We start from the raw sequence: 16115 nt of genomic DNA, 5'->3' as shown, positions 1-16115 counted from the left end.
GATGAGACAAGGTGACACAAACGTTGCAAGAACACAGCCAAAGGTGGCAACCCCGACACGCTCGCCCGCCAGCGGCTGACAGCCGTACACTCATCACTGAGATGACCCGAACCGTCTCAGCAAGATGTCTACTTTTCTTCGACCGATCGATCACAACGATCTGACCACTGGCGTAAGCCTGAGCGACGAGGTCTACGCGCGCATCGGCGCGGCCATCGTCGATGGCTCCCTCGCGCCCGGAGAACGTCTGCGCGACGGCGACATCGCGGCGCAGCTGGGCATCTCGCGCACTCCCGTGCGGGAGGCTCTGCAGCGCCTGGAGCGTTTCGGCCTCGTCGAGATCGCCGTCGGGCGCTACACCCGCGTGTCCGTGCCCGACGAGCGCGTGCGACGCGAAACCGGAGTGTTCACCGCCTACCTCATGGGCAACGCGATCCATCTCGCGCTCGCCAACGCCACCGACGACGAGCTCGACGGCATCGTCGCGGTGGCCGGCACCGTCGTCGACAGCGCGGCGCACCGCGACATCGCGTCGCTGTTCTCCCGCTGTACGCAGATGTTCGAGCTCATGACCCGCGCCACCCACAACACGGTGTTCATCGGCGTCGTTCGCGAGGTGGCGCTGACGATCGAGCGGAATCTGCGCGGTTGGGACCCGTTCCTCACGGCAGCGGCCGGTCGCGTCGACCTTTTCGACGCGCTGCGACGCCAGCTCGCCGAGCGCGACGGTCGCGGCGCCGAGGAGACGCTGCGACGGCTCCACGATCTGCACTGATCCCGCGCCGATGCGAGTCGGCGGATGCCGAGTGACCGGCGGCGTTCAGCGTCCGAGCACCATGCCGCCGTTCGCAGAGACGATCTGGCCGGTCACCCACCCGGCATCCGGACCGAGCAGCCAGGCGATGATCCCGCCGATCTCCTCGGCCGTGCCCACCCGGCCGACGAGGGTCTGCGCGATGCGGTTCTGCACGACGTCGTCCGAGACCCCCGCCCAGAACTCGGTCCCGGGCACGAATCCCGGTGCGACGACGTTGGCGGTGCCGCCGAAGCGGCCCAGCTGCGCGGCGAGATCGAACATCCACGCGTGCAGGGCTGCCTTGGACGCACCGTACGAACCGGTCCGCGAGCCACGCAGGGCCGAGACCGACGACAGCAGCACGACGCGTCCCCCGTCGGCTTCCAGCGCGGGTCGCAGCGCTTCGACCAGCAGGACCGCGGTCATCACGTTGAGGTCGAATCCCGCACGCCAGTGATCGCGGACTGCTTCGAGGCTGTCGTCGGACGCCGCGGGGGCGTTGCCCCCGGCGGAGGCGACGACGCCCGCGCAGCCGAGTCCCGCCTCTCGCACGGCACCGGCCACGCGGCGTGCACCGTCGGGGCTGCTGACATCGGCATCCGCGACCAGGAACGACGACGGATCGTGGGCGGCGACCTCCTCGAGCGGTGCCCGCCGGCGGCCGACGAGGGTGACGTGGCGACCGGATGCGGCGAGGCGGAGGGCGGCGGCACGGCCGATACCGGTGCCGGCACCGGAGACGACGACGGTGGAGCGATGCGGGTCGTTCATGACACCACGCTAACCGTGCATGCCGCGGTCTCGGCGCGGAGTGATCGCGAGCGCGGCGAGCGGCGTCGCGCCGACCAGCGCGAAGGCGAGGGGGTAGCCGACCAGGGTGACGAGCGACCCGACCAGCGGGCCGACCGCCGACGCCGCGACGAACTGCCCGGTGTTCTGGATGCCGAGGGCGCGACCCGACCAGAAGGGTCCGGCCGCTTCGGCCACCGACGTGTACGCGAGGCCGTTGTCGGCGACCGCGATCGTGGACGCGACGAGATACAGCACGCCGACGAGCGCGTCGGCGTGCACGGCGCCGGCGACCGCGAGCGCCGCCATCGCCACGACACCGGCGCCGGCCACCCACCGCAGCACGCCGACGCGCGTGCCGACGCGGTCGCTGAGGTGGCCGACGACGATCCGGCCCAGCGCGCCCACGAACTGCGACGCCGCCACGAGCGCGCCGGCCGCCGCCGCACTCCATCCCATCGCTGTCACCAGCCACACCAGGCCGAAGATCGAGAGCGCGAACTGCGGGACGACGAGCAGAGCCGAGGCCACGTGGATGCGGACGAGGAACGCGCTGGCGCGATAGGGGTTGGTCGCGGCATCCGCCGGGCCGATGCGGCGCGCGGGGCGCGGTGGATTGCGGATGCCCCACGCGCAGAGCACGGCGAGCGCGCCGGTCACCCCCGCGGCGACGACGAAGGGCGCGGCGAGCCCGCCCTCGGCCAGCGGTGGAACCGTCAGCGCAGCGGTGGCGACACCGAGCGGCTGGGACATCTGGCGGATGCCCATCGCGAGTCCGCGGCGCTCCACGGGGAACCAGCCGATCACGACGCGGCCGCTCGCGGCGTTCGTGCTGGCCGACGCGGCACCCCCGCACGCGAGGAGCACACCGAGAACGAGATATCCGTCGCCGCTCGCTGCGGCGGCAGCGAGCGAGAACACGGCGGTGAGGACGAGCCCGCCGGCGATGATCTGCCGTTCGCCGTACCTGTCGGTGAGCACGCCCCACACGACGAGCGTGCACACCATGCCGAGAGTGGGCGCCGATGCGAGCAGCCCCGCCTGAGCGAGGGGCATGGCGCGCTGAGTGTGCAGGAGCGGGATCAGGTAGGCCGGCGCCGAGACGAGGAGGGTTCCGGCGGCTTGCGCCAACACCCCCAGCGCCAGCATCACCCACGCCCGCGTGGGCGTCGCTGTCGTCGTGTTCGTGCTCGGCATCGTCTGATCCTCCGTCGGGTACACTCTGGTATACCACCCTGGTACACCAGAGGAGCAACGTGACCACTTCCCCCGAGACCGGCAGTCCGTACGAGCGCCTGCGCGCCGCCATCCTGTCCCTCGACCTGTTGCCGGGTGAGCGGCTGAGCGAACGCGGACTCGAGTCGATGCTCGGCGCGTCGCGCACCCCCATCCGCGCCGCCCTCATGCGCCTCGAGAACGAGGGACTGACACGGCGCGATGACCGCACCTGGCGCGTGACGCCGATCGACCTCAGCGAGATCGGCGCGCTCATGGAGTACCGCGAGGCGCTCGAGACCGCCGTCGTCGCACTCGCGGTGGACCGCGCCGACGACGCCGAACTGGAAAGCCTCGGCGCGATCGCCCGTGCCGGCAGGGAGCACGACGACGCCGACGCCGTACTGCGCGACGGCAGCGACTTCCACGTCGCCCTGGCACGACTGTCGCGCAATCCGTTCCTGGTCGACGCGATCGCCGGCACGCTCGTGCGCCTCAGCCGCACGCGCTGGCTCGAGGTGCGCAGCGCCGCCTCCCGCGCCCACGCCGCCGCCGAGCACCGGGAGATCGTGGCCGCGGTCGCTGCCCGGGATGCCGAGCGCGCGCACGAGCTCGTCGTCGCACACGGCCGCGGCACGCGCGACCGCCTGCTCGCATCGCTCTCGGAGGAGCGTCTGCGGCTGCGCGGGCGAGGTCTGTCGATCGTGGAGTCGGCAACGGCGGGCTGAGGTCTCGCCGCCGGGTCACCTTCCGACGGTGGGCGGTGCCATGGTTCCGACGACGCCGACGCGCTCCGCCCGCCCGCCCGCTCAGCGTCGGCGCGATGTCCACCTCGATGCCGTCCGGAGCCTCGTACGCGGCGCGCAGAGCTCTCTCCGGGGTTCACGCTGCCATCGGGGAGGAGGGAGTCCCAGCGCTCCCAGCTCGTCGTCGCGCGATGAATCTCCGTGTCGTGCGCGACGCCGTCTCGAGGGTGCTCGCCGCGCGTGCGGATGATCCGCGCCTCATCTTCCTCGACGCCGGAGTCTGCTCCCGGATGCCGAGATGGCCGACCTCGATGACGGGCTTCACCCGAACGCCGCCGCCTACGAGCGGATGGGCGTTCGATTCGCAGTGCACGCGTTCGCCGCGGGTGCACCATTGGTCCGGCCGCGCGTCTGAGCGTGGGCCCGCAGCGGCGTCCCCTGTCGCGGCCGGGTGCGGCGACGTACCATTCGTTCCAAATGAGTGCCACCCTCGCCCCGATCGAGCTCGTCAGCGGGATGATCCTGAGTGACGAGATCTACGCGCGCATCGGCGCGGCGATCGCCGACGGCACTTTCCCTCCCGGACATCGCCTCCGCGATGTCGAGCTCGCCCAGCAGCTGGGCGTGTCGCGAACACCCGTCCGAGAAGCACTGCAACGACTGGAGCGCTTCGGGCTCGTCGAGATCGCGGTCGGCCGCTACACGCGTGTCACCGCTCCCAGCGACGCATTGCGCCGCGACACCGGCGAGTTCGCCGCCTACTTCCTGGGCAATGCGCTCAGCCTTTCGCTGTCACGGTGCTCGGACGACGACCTGGCCGACCTGGTCGCCACGGTGGATGCCGCGCTGGCGGGCATCGACACCGGCAACGCGGCCGCGGTGTTCTCCGCGGCATCCCGCCTGGGCATCGTCGCTGCGCGGGCGACCGGCAACAGTGTGTTCGACACGATCATCCATGAGACCTCGATCGTCGTCGAACGCAATCTGCGCGGATGGTCGGGGGTCCGGGCCGAGGCCGCGCCGCGCCGCGAGAACTGGCAGCTGCTGCGTGACCGGATCTCGGCGCGCGATGCGGCCGGCGCCGAAGAGACCATCCGGCGGCTGTACGGCGTCACGCCCGGCGCCGCACGGCCCGCGCACCCGTGAGGCCCGTTCGGCCGGGGGTACATCGACGAAGAGGCCGGGCCCGGATCTGATGTCCGGCCCGGCCTCTTCGTTCGCACGTCCTGTGCGCGAGGGGGGAGTTGAACTCTTCCGCCTGTGAGCGCATCCAACCACCCAGACCCCCTCCAGCTCGCCAGATAGCGGCGAAGTGAACCGATCCGCCACGTGCCTACCAACCCCCAGCGTCACGAAGATGCAACCAGGGAGTTGCATACAACGTTGCAAAATTCGTAAGGAGAAGAAAGATGGAAAAGCCCACGCGCCCTGACACAACTGGCATGTGGCACCAGGGTGCCAACCTCGCTGCTGGGGAGCGCGACCGCTGGCTCAGCGCGCTTCGAGCTTTTGAAGTTGCCCAGCTGGCGAACCGATGCCAACCCGCAACGATCACTCGCCGGGTTAAGCACGTGCGGCGATTCGCGCTCTACTTCGAGGGCTCCCCTTGGCACGTCCGCTTCGAGGACTACGCGGGATGGCTGCAATCGCTAGAGGTCTCGGACGCGACAAAGGCCTCCATGCGGGACAGTCTGCGGGCATTCTACCGATGGGCCTATGAGTCTGAACGCGTCAGCAGCAACCCAACGGCGGAGCCGGGGTACCGTGCGACACGGTTAGCCATCCCAGACCGTTGGGTACAGCCTCTCGTCGAGTACGAGCGCTTCCTGAGCTCGAAGGGTGACGCTCCACAAACGATCCGCGCACGCATGGAGCAACTGCGCACCTTCGCACGGGATAACGACTGGCTTGCCCCGTTCGAAGTCACCACGCAAGACATCAGAGAGTGGCAGGCGGCGAAGGTGTGGGCGAAGGAAACCCGGCGGCACCGCAAAGTGACCCTTCATGGCTTCTTCAAGTGGGCCGTGGATGAGGGGATGCTTGACGTCGATCCGACCGAGAAACTGCCCAAGGTCCGCACCAACGAGCCCACGCCGCGACCCGCTGCCGACCAGGAGTACGCGCTCGCGTTGCAAAGGGCGGATGAACGGTGGGCACTCGCGCTGCGATGCGCGGCGGAACTCGGTTTGCGCCGAGAAGAGGTCTCTCGCATCCACTCGGCGGACCTCATCCGGCGAACTGACGGAACTTGGTTGACCGTACATGGCAAAGGATCGAAGACCCGTGTGCTTCCCGTCCCCCCGGATCTGGCAAGCGTGATCCTCCGCCGTCCCGAGGGCTATCTCTTCCCGGGCCGGATTGTGGAGAAGCAACGGCACAAGGGATCGGGACACCTGTCGGCACGCTACCTCGGCAAGCAGATCGGCGGGCTGCTCCCTGAAGGTGTGACCATGCACGCCCTGCGGCACCGATTCGCAACGCGCGCGTATCACCACAACAGAGACGTCTTCACACTGCAGAAGCTGTTGGGCCATGCCAGTGCGGCGACGACTCAACGCTATGTGCAGGTCTCGGACGCGCACATGCGCACTCTTGTTGAGGCGATGACGGACCTATGACCGACCGAATGGAGTGCCCGATCGCCTGGTGCAACGGAGACATCGACAACCACGGCGGCGTCGGACAAGAGCCGAGCGAATGGCTACATGTCGATCACGGTCGCGACATCGTGCATGGTGCCGCGATTTATCGGACTCAGAAGGGAAGCGCCCCGGTCCGTTGGGAGATGGTCGTTGGCGGGCGGGTAGTCGCCGCAGGTGCAGATCTGGCCGTCCTCGCTGAGAAGCTGCGGGACATCGCGGGCGCGGTCGAAGCGATGAAGTTCGAAGAGATGAGCCGAAGCTGATCGTGACACTAGACACGCCGATAGAGTGAGGAATTTGCGGTTCCACTCAAGCGTTGAGATAATCGGGAACGCATTAAGCGTTCGCTGCACCTGGTGCAGCAAGTCCTACGGCCATCGCTCTCCAGCGATGGCCGTAGTTGTATCCGGGAGTCTACGTGCTGCTGTGCTATCTCGATGAGTCAGGGGACGAACAGCCGCTGCGCACACGTACCGACCCGCCGGTGCTCGTCATCGGCGGGCTAATCGTTGACTCCTCAAGGGCTCAGGCCCTCGTCTGGGACTTCCTCCAACTCAAGAAGCAGTTCAATCCGATCCTGAATCGTGAGGAGACGAAGCTCTCAGAGGTCATCGCCTTCGAGATGAAGGGGGCGTGAGGAACGAATCGGTGACAACTGATCGTTAGTGCCGGGAGGTGCTGGCGGGGAGGATGTCATCATGCCCGGTCCCTATCCCAGAGAGTTCCGCGAAGCCGTTGTCGCGGTCGCTCGCAGCCGTGAGAGCGGCGTCACCATCAAACAGATCGCCACTGACTTCGGCATCAGCGAACCAACGCTGCAGAACTGGCTCCGCCAAGCGGATGTCGAAGACGGCAACCGTCCCGGCCAGACCGCTGCCGATGCGGCCGAGGCGCGGGAGTTGAAGAAGCGGATCCGCCTGCTCGAGCAGGAGAACGAGGTCCTCCGCCGTGCGACGGCGTATCTGTCACAGGCGAATCTGCGGCTCGGTGGCTCCCCAAAATGACATACCCGCTCGTATCTGAGCTCGCCGAATCGGGGATTCCCGTGACGGTGTCGTGCCGGGTTTTGAAGCTCGCCCGCCAGCCCTACTACCGGTGGCGGAACGACCCGATCAGGGAGGCGGATGTGGTCCGCGCGTATCGGATCAACGCGTTGCATGACGCGCATCACGACGACCCGACGTTCGGATACCGGTACCTTGCCGACGAAGCCCGCCGGGCGGGGTGGCGGATGAGTCGGCGGACGGCGTGGAAACTGTGCTCGCAGGCAGGGATCCTCTCGTCCGCGCAGCGTCGGCGGCGCGGGAAGGGCAAGAAGGCCGGCCCGCCCGTGTTCGACGACCACGTCCGCCGTGTGTTCCGCGCCGACGCGCCCAACAGGGTCTGGCTCACGGACATCACGGAGCATTGGACGAGCGAAGGCAAGCTCTACTGCTGCGCGATCAAGGACGTGTTCTCCAACCGGATCGTCGGCTACTCGATCGCGGATCGGATGACCGCGAAGCTCGCCGTCGACGCCGTCCGAAACGCCGTCGCCCGCCGCGGTGAGGTCGCGGGCTGCATCCTGCATGCCGATAGGGGCAGCCAGTTTCGGAGTAGGGCGATGGCTCGCGAGTTGCGCCGTCACGACATGGTCGGATCGATGGGCCGTGTCGGCGCCGCGGGGGACAACGCGGCCATGGAGTCGTTCTGGTCGCTGCTGCAAACGAACGTGCTCAACCAGCAGCGGTGGACAACACGGCAGGAACTACGGCTCGCGATCGTCGTCTGGATCGAGCGGAAGTATCACCGGCAACGAGCACAGGACGCCCTCGGCGGGTTGACGCCCATCGAGTTCGAAGCCAAGCTAGCCGAGCCGCTCACACTCGCGGCCTAAACCAAACCTGTCACCGAATCGTTCCCCACGCCCCCCTCCGCTGATGAGTAGGTGCGCACCAGACCTCATCAACTTGCGGGCAGCGATCGCACGTGACACGAGCAAAAGCACGCCGATCATCTGGGCAAGCCCTGCAACAACGGTCAGCGTAACAACGAGTAGGAACATGCAAACGATTGTGACGGAGCCGCACCGTCCCCGTGTCCGCGCGATATGAGGCCGCCGCCGAACTCAGCTTTGCGCGGAGGCCCCCAGGATGAGCAGATCTGCACGAATCTCGGTCACCAGATCGTCCATGGTCCGGTGTTCGAGGGCACGGCATCGGCCAAGGAGCATCCCGATGACATCGAGAGCTGCGCCGATCAAGGATCGTGCCGAGTCCTCGTCTAGTTCGATCGCAACTTCCTCGTCGTGTGCGGCGGCGGCAAGGAGCCGGTGCCGCATGTCGTCTCGCTGCGACATGACGCTCACTCCCACACCTGGTTGCCCGTGCGCGCCGTAGCCACCGCGCCCACCTTTAGGGACGGCTTCCACCGATCCCATGCCGACGAGTCGACCTCGACGCGGACGACGGCTGTCTTGTCGGGGATGCTGTAGATCTTCTGTTTGATGTCGTCGACTTTGGTCGTGGCGCGCCCCGTCTCCGCATCGATGTAGATCGTGGTGCCGTCGGGGAGGCTGGTGATGCTGTCACCGAACTCGTCGACGATGCTCTTCGCGCCGTCTGTGTTGGCCGCGAGGTCTCGGAGCATGCGCGAGTAGTAGCCAGCCGTCTGCTGTCCGATGTCCATAGCGCCGGTCAGTTCATCGAACGCCGCCTTGCCCTTGAGGAACTCATCGTTCGCTGAGGACTGCCCGGTGGTCGCCTGCTCGATGTTCTGGGCATAGTTGTCCGCTCCCCTCGCGTTCGCCTCGAGCGCGGCGGCCTGGCGGTCGATGGATGCCGAAACGTCGTCGATCGCGGACTGGGAGCCGGCCATCGCTGCGACTGCGACGTCCAGCTCGACGCCCCAGGCGTGCATGTTCTCTTGCGCCTCGGCGAGCTTCTCGGGGTCGCCGAAGATCTGCTCTCCCTTGGCGATGATCTGCGAGGTGTTGAGGATGCTACTGCCAGCCTCCATGTACGCCTGCGCCCACTCGGCCGCTTGCTCCTTCAGCCGTTCCTGCTTCGCGGCGGCATCCTCCAGAGCCGCAGTGAGCCCGCCGGCGCCGACGGCCGCTGCGGCCAGTGCTGCTGCGCCGACGAGGCCAGCCGGGCCCGCGCCGGCCAGCGTGGCCGCGAGACCGCCGAGCGTGTCTTGCCCGACTTGGCCGAGGTCGGAGAGGTCGCCCCGCACCGACGACACGGCCTCGCCGATGTTCTGGCCGAGTTCCTGGGTGACTTCCTCCGCACCGGCCTTCATGCGCCCGGTGCCGTCGTCGGCGGCTCGGCGCGCCTCGCGGTAGGCGTTCTTGTACTCGCGCTCGATCGCCTGGGCAGCGTCGCGGGTCTTGTCTTCGAGCTGCTCGGTGGCCTTCTGCGCGTCGCGGAGCGACCGCTCCAGCCGGTCGGCACCTTCGGCGTCGCCGAGTTCCCGGAGTGACTTGATGGCATCTTCCAGCGGCTTGACGACGCCGGTCTCGATGCCCTGCTTGAAGGCTTTGGTTTCGCTCGCGATTGCGATCTCGATGGGGCTGCGTGACATGGTGATGGCTCCTTTAGGTGTGTTGTCAGTTCTCGGTTTGGTTGTCAGGGTTCGCCTGACGCTCGACGCGCCGGGCTCGCTCGGCACGCTTCCGTGCCCGGTAGGCGGCTCTGCCGGCTTCAGCGGCGACCTGGCGGGCGTACTGCCGGCGTTTCCATTCGCGTCTGAGTTCGCGGGCGCGGTCGGCGTCGTTGCGGTATCCCTTGCCGTAGTCGGCCCGCTCGGATGAGCCGTGGCAGGAGCGGCACATCGGGTCGTAGTCGCTCGGGTCGGGCGACCACGCCATGCCGCGCACGCGCCGCCCGTCCGCGACAGCCCCGCGACGCTCGCGAGGCGAGCCGCCGCGGTAGGCCCACTCCTGGGCGGGCTCGCCGCATCGAACGCACCGCCAGGAGGATGCCGACCCCCGGAGCGCTCTGACGCGCGCGTGAGCCGCGTCGTAGCTCACAACGCGGGAGTGTCTTGCGAGCCGACGTGCGGTGGTGCAGCCGGTGCATAGTCCGGTGCTTGCTACAGAGGCGGGGCGTCGACGGCAGCGTTTGCAGGGCTGAGCGAGCGCGTGGGCCCGCTTCTCGGCGTTGCGTCGGCGGTGGTAGCAGGGGGCGCACTCGCCCGTCTTCTTGATGAAGACGGGCGAGCCGCATCCGCACTGGTCAGGCGCGCTCATGGCCTTCGCTCAGCGATCGGAGAGTCTGCATTGCCGCATCGGCGCGTGTCTGGGTTCCGTTGCCAACGTGCTCGTTCGCGAGTTGTGCGTGGAGCGCGTCCGACATGATGTGCCAGCACGCTTCGCACGAACGAACCGCGAGGATGCGGGGGTTGTCCGGGACGCCGTTTCGCCAGGACTGGAGTAGCGCGCGCTGCGTGACCTCGCCGTGTCGGTCCCAGTCCGTGGAGGCGCACACCGGGCATTCCCGTGCCGCCCGGAATTGCTCGTCGCGCTGTGCTGCCTCCGTGCGGCGAGCAATCTCGGCGTTCGCCTCCCTGATCGTGACGAGGTGGAGGAACGCTTGCCAGGCGCGGGGATGATCGTCGAGCACGGCCCGAACTGCCGTCATCACGGCTTCCTCGAATTCGGCGGCCGTGTCCTCGCTCCACTTACGAGCGGCGAGGCCCACGAGCTCCGGTTCACCGGGCACCAGGACTCCGCGCAGCTCACCATCCAGAGTGCGCGGCGGGACGTAAGGAGTCACGGTCGTCGGGTACCCCACGCTGCCGGGTCGCACTCCGTTGTAGCACAGATGTGCGATTGCTTCGCGGAGGTGATCAGCGAGCGCGCCCCGCCGTGCGACCGCGTCGCGCGTTTGACCGATACCCGCGAGCGGGTTGTTCCCGCCCGACAGGTCTGCGTACCAGCTCACGGCGGTCGCGACAGTGACGCGCTCGCGCACGCCAGCCGCGACCTCGTCGTAGATCGTCGTGAGGTGTGGCGGTGTCCACAGCTCGGGCCGCTCGACGAGCGATGCGACGGGTGCGGCTTCCTTGGTTGTGGGATGCGTTCTGAACTTCATGATTGATGTTCGTCTTTCAGGGGATTGGTTCTGTTCTCGGGGGGAAAGAAGGCTGCCGGAAGGCGGGGGTATCAGCGGGTGCTAGAAAAAAAGCCGTGGCCGCTCGCTAGCACCGGCTAAGCGTTGGCTACGTCATAGAGCGATCAACTCCTTGTCGATGAACTGCTGGACCTCTGCGGGCGACCGCTCGATAGAGCGGAGCACGTAGGGCAAAGCGTTCGTCGGCGTCGATGCCGCCTTGCCGAGAATGTGCAGACTCAGGCGGAGAGCGCCGCTGGCATCGAGCCGCCGATCGACGTGACTGTCGGCGGCTGAGATCACCGCGCCGAGATCGGTGATTCCCTGCTGACCGGCCAATCTCGCCGTCATTGCATCGATGCCGTCAGTCGCATCGCGCGCGGTCGGGTAGTGACTGGACTCAGGAAAGCTCGCCATAGTCATCTCTGACTCTTGACTCTGTAGAGCCGACGCTGTGCCGTTGCCAACGCGTAGCTCTGGCCGATCGCTAGCCGGTGCTAGCCGCCGTGCCTCAGCCTTCGCTTGCCCGCCCTTCCGACCACGTTCCTGGAGAGACCGAATGTCGGCGGCGGTGAGCTGGTGCGACGCATAGTCGTGGATGCGAAAGCCGCCGTCGTCCTCGGTAAGGCTCGGCCGATCGGGATGGTTGGTCCGCAACTCTGCGAGCACGGCATCGCCCCACATCTTGCGGGCTACAGCAGACGGAATGAACCCGTCCGTCAAGTGCTGCCGGCTGTAGCAGACCGCCTCCACGAGCGCGCGGAACGCCGCATCGGAAAGGCCCGCGATCTTGGGATTGGTCGGGAAGTCCAGCGTGAACTTCGCGAATAGTCGCTTGTCCGAAGTACTCACTGCGGCGCCCTCGGACTCTCGCTCGCACCGAGCGTGCCCAGCAACTCAATGAGCTTCGTCCGTACAATGGCAGCGACTTCGCTCTCGCGACTCTCACCATGCGGCGACTCGGCGTCCTTGGTATCACCCGATAGCCATGCCAGGAACGACGCGCGAGGGATCACGACTCTTCGCCCGACGGCGCGGGCGGGGATGTTGCCACCACGCGTACTCAGAGCAGATGTGACCGTACGCGGGTCGACCCCGAGCATCTGAGCGGCTTCCTTGACCGTGATCGTCATCCGCTCCGGATCGGCGGTCACAGTTGCCGCCCATGCTGCGAGGCTTCCCTCTGAACATCGATATAGCTGTCGAGGTCGGCTCGGTCGTATCTGACGCGTCGTCCGAGCTTGAACCACTTCGGGCCAACGCCGATGCTCCGCCAATAAGCGAGTGTGGCCGGCGGCATATCCAGATACGCCGCCGCACCGTCAGTGCTGAGAGCCCGCTGCGCAACCGCCATGCGTGGTTCCTCCTGTCTTAAATCGGATCAAACAATGCGACACCAGTTCCGATGAGTGACAGATTATGTACTGGCGTTGATTAGCGCAAGTCCGTCAAGTAGTGTTCTGATCCATGGCAGTAGATCAACAGTCGTGGGATGCGCGGCTTGCTGCCGCCGTGGGCCGGAACGTCCGACAACTTCGGCAGGATCGTTCCACTCCGCTGAGTGCCCAGGCGCTCTCAAACCGCACCGCCGATCTAGGGCACAAGGTGCACCGATCTGTAATCGCGAAGCTTGAGAACGGGGAGCGGGCGTCGGTGACTCTGGGCGACCTCTTCGTCCTCGCTGCCGCGCTGGAGGTGCCACCCTTCGCGCTGCTCGCCCCATTGGTTACTAGTAGCCGGGTCGAGGTTCTGCCTGGCCAAATGCTCAGCGAGTGGGATGCGGTCGACTGGCTTGCCGGCGACCTCACGGTCGGCATCGAGACCGCCGATAACCAGATCACCGACGCCTACGAGCTGCGCTTCCGCTTCCGCGTCGCGATGTTGCAGTACGTCGACGCATTCCATCGAGCCGAGACAGCGGAAGGCTCCGCGAGGGAGATCGCGATCGAAGGTCTCTCTGCGCAGGAGCGGTACATAGACCAACTTAGCAAAGCTCTCAATCGGCTGGGTGTGCAACACGTGCCATCCGCATCCGGCGGCGTTGCGATCCTTCGTGAGTCCCGTGTCTAGGCGTCGCGGCGTCGGCTCGATCACGCCCTACCCAACGAAGAGTGGGCAGCGGTGGCGCTGGCAGTTGCGCGCACCTGTCGATCCTGAACAACCCGAAGCAGGCACGCGCCTAGGCAGTGTTGCTAAAGCCCACGGTGACCCAGTGGAGGGCCCATGCGATCCGGAGGCGGCGTGCTATCGGGCCCGATCGAGGTCTTTGATCAATCGAGGCGTACGCCACTGCGTTACATGCGCGGCCCATCGATGGACTGGGTAGGCAAGCCGCACGACAAAGTAGTTCGCATACTCGGCGGCAGCGAACACCCAGACGCCTAGGACGAGGGCCGCGTCTGCGCCGGAGGGGAACCAAGCGACGATTCCGATGAGTCCCAAAGCCAGAACGAGCGGATCGAGGAGACGGGCAGCTCGGTACGCTCCGGCGACGCAGGTGGGCATTCGTGCTCGCCCGGCCCATTCGCGCGCCATGAGCCAGTAGACGCCCGCCTGGGCGAGGATCAGGAGCAGGGGGGCAAGCGCGGACCACAACGCCAGTGCGCCGGGGCGGGTCGACGTGACGGGAATCAGGCCGCTGGCGGCGATGCCGGCGAATACTGTCGCCGCGGTCAGTTCGCCCAGTCCGAGGCTCGTGTACGTCTGCCGCAACTTGCGGTAGCGATCACGGGAAGGTGCCATGGCTCAAGCCTTCCACCCGCTTCATGGTGCGGGCGCCTCATTGAGCAGTGTTGCTGATGGCGCCGGTGAGCCAGTGGAGTGTCGCGGCGAGGCAGAGCCCAGCGTGGTAGTTGCGGGCGGTCTTATCTGAGCGCATCGCAATCCCGCGCCATTGCTTGAGCCTGTTAAAGCACCGCTCCACGACGTTGCGACCGCGGTAGCGGACACGCTGCTCATAACCGAAGTCGATCGGTCTGCCGCGGCGCTTGCGTCGGTGCGCGATCTGATCGTCACGCTCGGGGATCGTCGCCGCGATCCCGCGCTCGCGCAGCCAAGCCCGATTCGCCTTCGACGGGTAACCCTTGTCCGCGAGCACCCGGTCCGGCCTCACCCTTGGCCTGCCCCGGGCACCGGGGACGCGGATCTCGCCCAACGTCGCTGTCAGCATGCTGGTATCCGCCGCCTGCCCAGGCGTAAGGATGAACGCGAGTGCACGTCCCTTCCCGTCACAGACCAGGTGATTCTTCGTCGTCAGCCCGCCGCGGGAGCGGCCGATCGCATGATCGGGTGGCTCATCACCGAACTTCCTGTAGTTCGATGAAGCCCCCTGTGGTGCGCGGGAGGGTCGCGCCGTGCTGATGCACGCGCACGATCGTGGAGTCGATGGATGTGACCCAGTCCAAGTCCCCAGACCGCTGTGCGAGGGACTGCACCTGCTCCAGCAGTCGCGCCCAGACGCCCTGCTCGGCCCACCGGTTGAAGTTCTTGTAGATCGTGTTCCAGTTCCCGAACCGCTCCGGCACGTCCCGCCACGGCGCGCCCGTGCGGAACCGCCACGCCGTCGCCTCGACCACCGTGCGCCGATCCAACGGCGGCCGACCCGTCGACTTCACCTTCGGGAACAACGGGCCGATCACAGCCCAGGCCTCATCCGAGATCACATCACGCGACACGCGTTCAAGACTCGCCGAACAGCCAGCCAGAACGGTTTAGCAACACGCCCTAGGTGTACTTCCCCGGGAGGTTGTGAACGGGTGAGGTAGGCGAAGACCTCCGGGCAGGATGTGGGTTACCACACTCGCATCCTGACCACGGAGGTCTTCGTGTCTCACGCTAACGCGCCTTTGACGCCGGAAGGGCGTCGTCGTCTTGCTGTCCTCGTCGTGGATCGGGGCTGGTCGTTGCGGCGGGCAGCGGAACGGTTCCAGTGCTCGCCCGCGACGGCGAAACGGTGGGTCGACCGGTATCGGGCCGGGCTGCCGTTGACGGACCGCAGCTTCAGGCCGCAGACCTCGCCGAACCGGCTCCCGCGGAAGACGGAGCGGAGGATCGTGTCGTTGCGGTTCACCCGCCGGTGGGGTCCGCACCGGATCGCGTATCACCTGGGCCTTGCCCGCTCGACGGTCGGCCGGGTGCTGGCCAGGTATGGGATGCCGAAGCTCGTGAACATCGATCAGGCCACCGGGCTGCCAGTCCGCAAGCCGACGCCGAAGCGGTACGAGGTCGCAAGACCGGGCCAGCTGATCCACGTCGACATCAAGAAGCAGGGCCGGATCCCTGATGGCGGCGGCTGGCGCGTCTTCGGCCGCGGATCGGCGCAGGACCGTGCCGCGGGATCCGTCCGTGACAAGGCCGCACGGTCAGGAGCGGCCGGCTCCCGCGGCTACCGGTATCTGCACCACGCCGTCGACGACAACTCGAGAGTCGCGTACTCGGAGATCCTCGACGACGAACGCAAGGAGACCGCGGCAGGGTTCTGGACCCGCGCGAACGCGTTCTTCGCGAGCCTCGGAGTCACGGTCACCGCCGTGATGACAGACAACGGCGCGTGCTACCGGTCACACGCGTTCGCGGACGCGCTCGGCGACGGGGTGAAGCACAAGTGGACAAAGCCGTATCGGCCGCAGACCAACGGGAAGGTCGAACGCTTCAACCGCACCCTCGCCGCCGAATGGGCCTACGCCAAGCCCTACGCCAGCGAAGCAGAGCGAGCCGCGGCATACGAGACCTGGCTGCATCACTACAATCACCACAGACCCCACACCGGGATCGGAGGCCAGACCCCCTCAGCCCGCGTTCACAACGTCACGGGGAAGTACACCTAGGGCGTGTTGCT

18 protein-coding genes and 2 pseudogenes are annotated in these 16115 nt (G+C 67.0%); 9 read left to right on the top strand and 11 right to left on the bottom strand.

From position 1 onward, the window contains the following. Positions 1–124: 124 nt before the first annotated feature. Positions 125–775 (top strand): GntR family transcriptional regulator, encoded by a 651-nt coding sequence (locus JOE53_RS14525; protein ID WP_036286795.1) that lies wholly within the window; start codon positions 125–127, stop codon positions 773–775. A gap of 45 nt (positions 776–820) precedes the next feature. On the opposite strand, the gene JOE53_RS14520 is transcribed toward JOE53_RS14525, so the two are convergent. Both JOE53_RS14520 and JOE53_RS14515 read right to left on the bottom strand, forming a co-directional pair. Continuing rightward, positions 821–1567, bottom strand: a complete 747-nt coding sequence (locus tag JOE53_RS14520) for an SDR family NAD(P)-dependent oxidoreductase (RefSeq protein ID WP_061683402.1) — start codon at positions 1565–1567, stop codon at positions 821–823. Between the two features lie 9 nt (positions 1568–1576). Continuing rightward, complete coding sequence (locus tag JOE53_RS14515) at positions 1577–2782, bottom strand: MFS transporter (RefSeq protein ID WP_061683401.1); 1206 nt, start codon at positions 2780–2782, stop codon at positions 1577–1579. 59 nt (positions 2783–2841) lie between these two features. On the opposite strand from JOE53_RS14515, the gene JOE53_RS14510 reads away from it, so the two are divergent. The 6 genes and pseudogenes from JOE53_RS14510 to JOE53_RS14485 all read left to right on the top strand — a co-directional run bounded on the left by JOE53_RS14510 (position 2842) and on the right by JOE53_RS14485 (position 8064). Further along, positions 2842–3528: a GntR family transcriptional regulator gene (locus JOE53_RS14510; RefSeq protein ID WP_061683400.1), complete on the top strand. Its 687-nt coding sequence runs from the start codon at positions 2842–2844 to the stop codon at positions 3526–3528. A 495-nt stretch (positions 3529–4023) separates the two neighbouring features. Then, a complete protein-coding gene (locus tag JOE53_RS14505) occupies positions 4024–4692 on the top strand; it encodes a GntR family transcriptional regulator (protein ID WP_036286782.1) in 669 nt (222 codons plus the stop codon). A gap of 263 nt (positions 4693–4955) precedes the next feature. Then, a complete protein-coding gene (locus tag JOE53_RS14500) occupies positions 4956–6164 on the top strand; it encodes a tyrosine-type recombinase/integrase (RefSeq protein WP_082784318.1) in 1209 nt (402 codons plus the stop codon). Next, positions 6161–6451, top strand: coding sequence for a hypothetical protein (locus tag JOE53_RS14495; protein ID WP_157557049.1), 291 nt, complete (start codon positions 6161–6163; stop codon positions 6449–6451). Before JOE53_RS14500 ends, JOE53_RS14495 begins: the two co-directional genes overlap by 4 nt. Before the next feature lie 155 nt (positions 6452–6606). Continuing rightward, on the top strand, positions 6607–6825 hold the full coding sequence (locus JOE53_RS14490; RefSeq protein WP_204948131.1) for a DUF3800 domain-containing protein: 219 nt from the start codon (positions 6607–6609) through the stop codon (positions 6823–6825). A gap of 61 nt (positions 6826–6886) precedes the next feature. Next, a pseudogene (locus tag JOE53_RS14485) lies at positions 6887–8064 on the top strand (IS3 family transposase). Between the two features lie 231 nt (positions 8065–8295). On the opposite strand, the gene JOE53_RS14480 reads toward JOE53_RS14485, so the two are convergent. From JOE53_RS14480 to JOE53_RS14450, 7 genes are all read right to left on the bottom strand, one after another. Next, positions 8296–8535 (bottom strand): hypothetical protein, encoded by a 240-nt coding sequence (locus JOE53_RS14480; protein ID WP_204948130.1) that lies wholly within the window; start codon positions 8533–8535, stop codon positions 8296–8298. Further along, on the bottom strand, positions 8532–9749 hold the full coding sequence (locus JOE53_RS14475) for a hypothetical protein (protein WP_061681366.1): 1218 nt from the start codon (positions 9747–9749) through the stop codon (positions 8532–8534). Before JOE53_RS14475 ends, JOE53_RS14480 begins: the two co-directional genes overlap by 4 nt. Positions 9750–9774: 25 nt before the next feature. Further along, positions 9775–10044 (bottom strand): hypothetical protein, encoded by a 270-nt coding sequence (locus JOE53_RS14470; protein WP_061681368.1) that lies wholly within the window; start codon positions 10042–10044, stop codon positions 9775–9777. 358 nt (positions 10045–10402) lie between these two features. Next, a complete protein-coding gene (locus JOE53_RS14465) occupies positions 10403–11140 on the bottom strand; it encodes a hypothetical protein (protein ID WP_204948129.1) in 738 nt (245 codons plus the stop codon). A gap of 252 nt (positions 11141–11392) precedes the next feature. Further along, positions 11393–12130: a hypothetical protein gene (locus tag JOE53_RS14460; protein ID WP_061681372.1), complete on the bottom strand. Its 738-nt coding sequence runs from the start codon at positions 12128–12130 to the stop codon at positions 11393–11395. Then, positions 12127–12432, bottom strand: a complete 306-nt coding sequence (locus tag JOE53_RS14455) for a helix-turn-helix domain-containing protein (RefSeq protein ID WP_197461869.1) — start codon at positions 12430–12432, stop codon at positions 12127–12129. The genes JOE53_RS14460 and JOE53_RS14455 overlap by 4 nt, the downstream gene beginning before the upstream one ends. Then, entirely contained in the window at positions 12429–12632 is a 204-nt protein-coding gene (locus JOE53_RS14450; RefSeq protein WP_061681382.1) for a helix-turn-helix transcriptional regulator, read from the bottom strand. Before JOE53_RS14450 ends, JOE53_RS14455 begins: the two co-directional genes overlap by 4 nt. A gap of 113 nt (positions 12633–12745) precedes the next feature. Here JOE53_RS14450 and JOE53_RS14445 point away from each other — a divergent pair, with 113 nt between their 5' ends. Beyond that, on the top strand, positions 12746–13348 hold the full coding sequence (locus JOE53_RS14445) for a helix-turn-helix domain-containing protein (RefSeq protein WP_204948128.1): 603 nt from the start codon (positions 12746–12748) through the stop codon (positions 13346–13348). 174 nt (positions 13349–13522) lie between these two features. Here the strand turns inward: JOE53_RS14445 and JOE53_RS14440 are convergent, their stop codons facing one another. Both JOE53_RS14440 and JOE53_RS14435 read right to left on the bottom strand, forming a co-directional pair. Continuing rightward, positions 13523–14020, bottom strand: a complete 498-nt coding sequence (locus JOE53_RS14440; RefSeq protein WP_204948125.1) for a hypothetical protein — start codon at positions 14018–14020, stop codon at positions 13523–13525. A gap of 37 nt (positions 14021–14057) precedes the next feature. Then, positions 14058–14952, bottom strand: a pseudogene (locus JOE53_RS14435) (IS5 family transposase). Between the two features lie 150 nt (positions 14953–15102). On the opposite strand from JOE53_RS14435, the gene JOE53_RS14430 reads away from it, so the two are divergent. Then, positions 15103–16104, top strand: a complete 1002-nt coding sequence (locus JOE53_RS14430) for an IS481 family transposase (protein ID WP_204948127.1) — start codon at positions 15103–15105, stop codon at positions 16102–16104. The last annotated feature ends 11 nt before the right edge of the window (positions 16105–16115 follow it).

Origin of the sequence: Microbacterium laevaniformans (genome assembly GCF_016907555.1) — a bacterium.
GTDB classification, from domain to species: domain Bacteria; phylum Actinomycetota; class Actinomycetes; order Actinomycetales; family Microbacteriaceae; genus Microbacterium; species Microbacterium laevaniformans.
The sequence above is the reverse complement of the archived record's forward strand: the minus strand, read 5'-3'. Positions and strand labels throughout refer to the sequence as shown.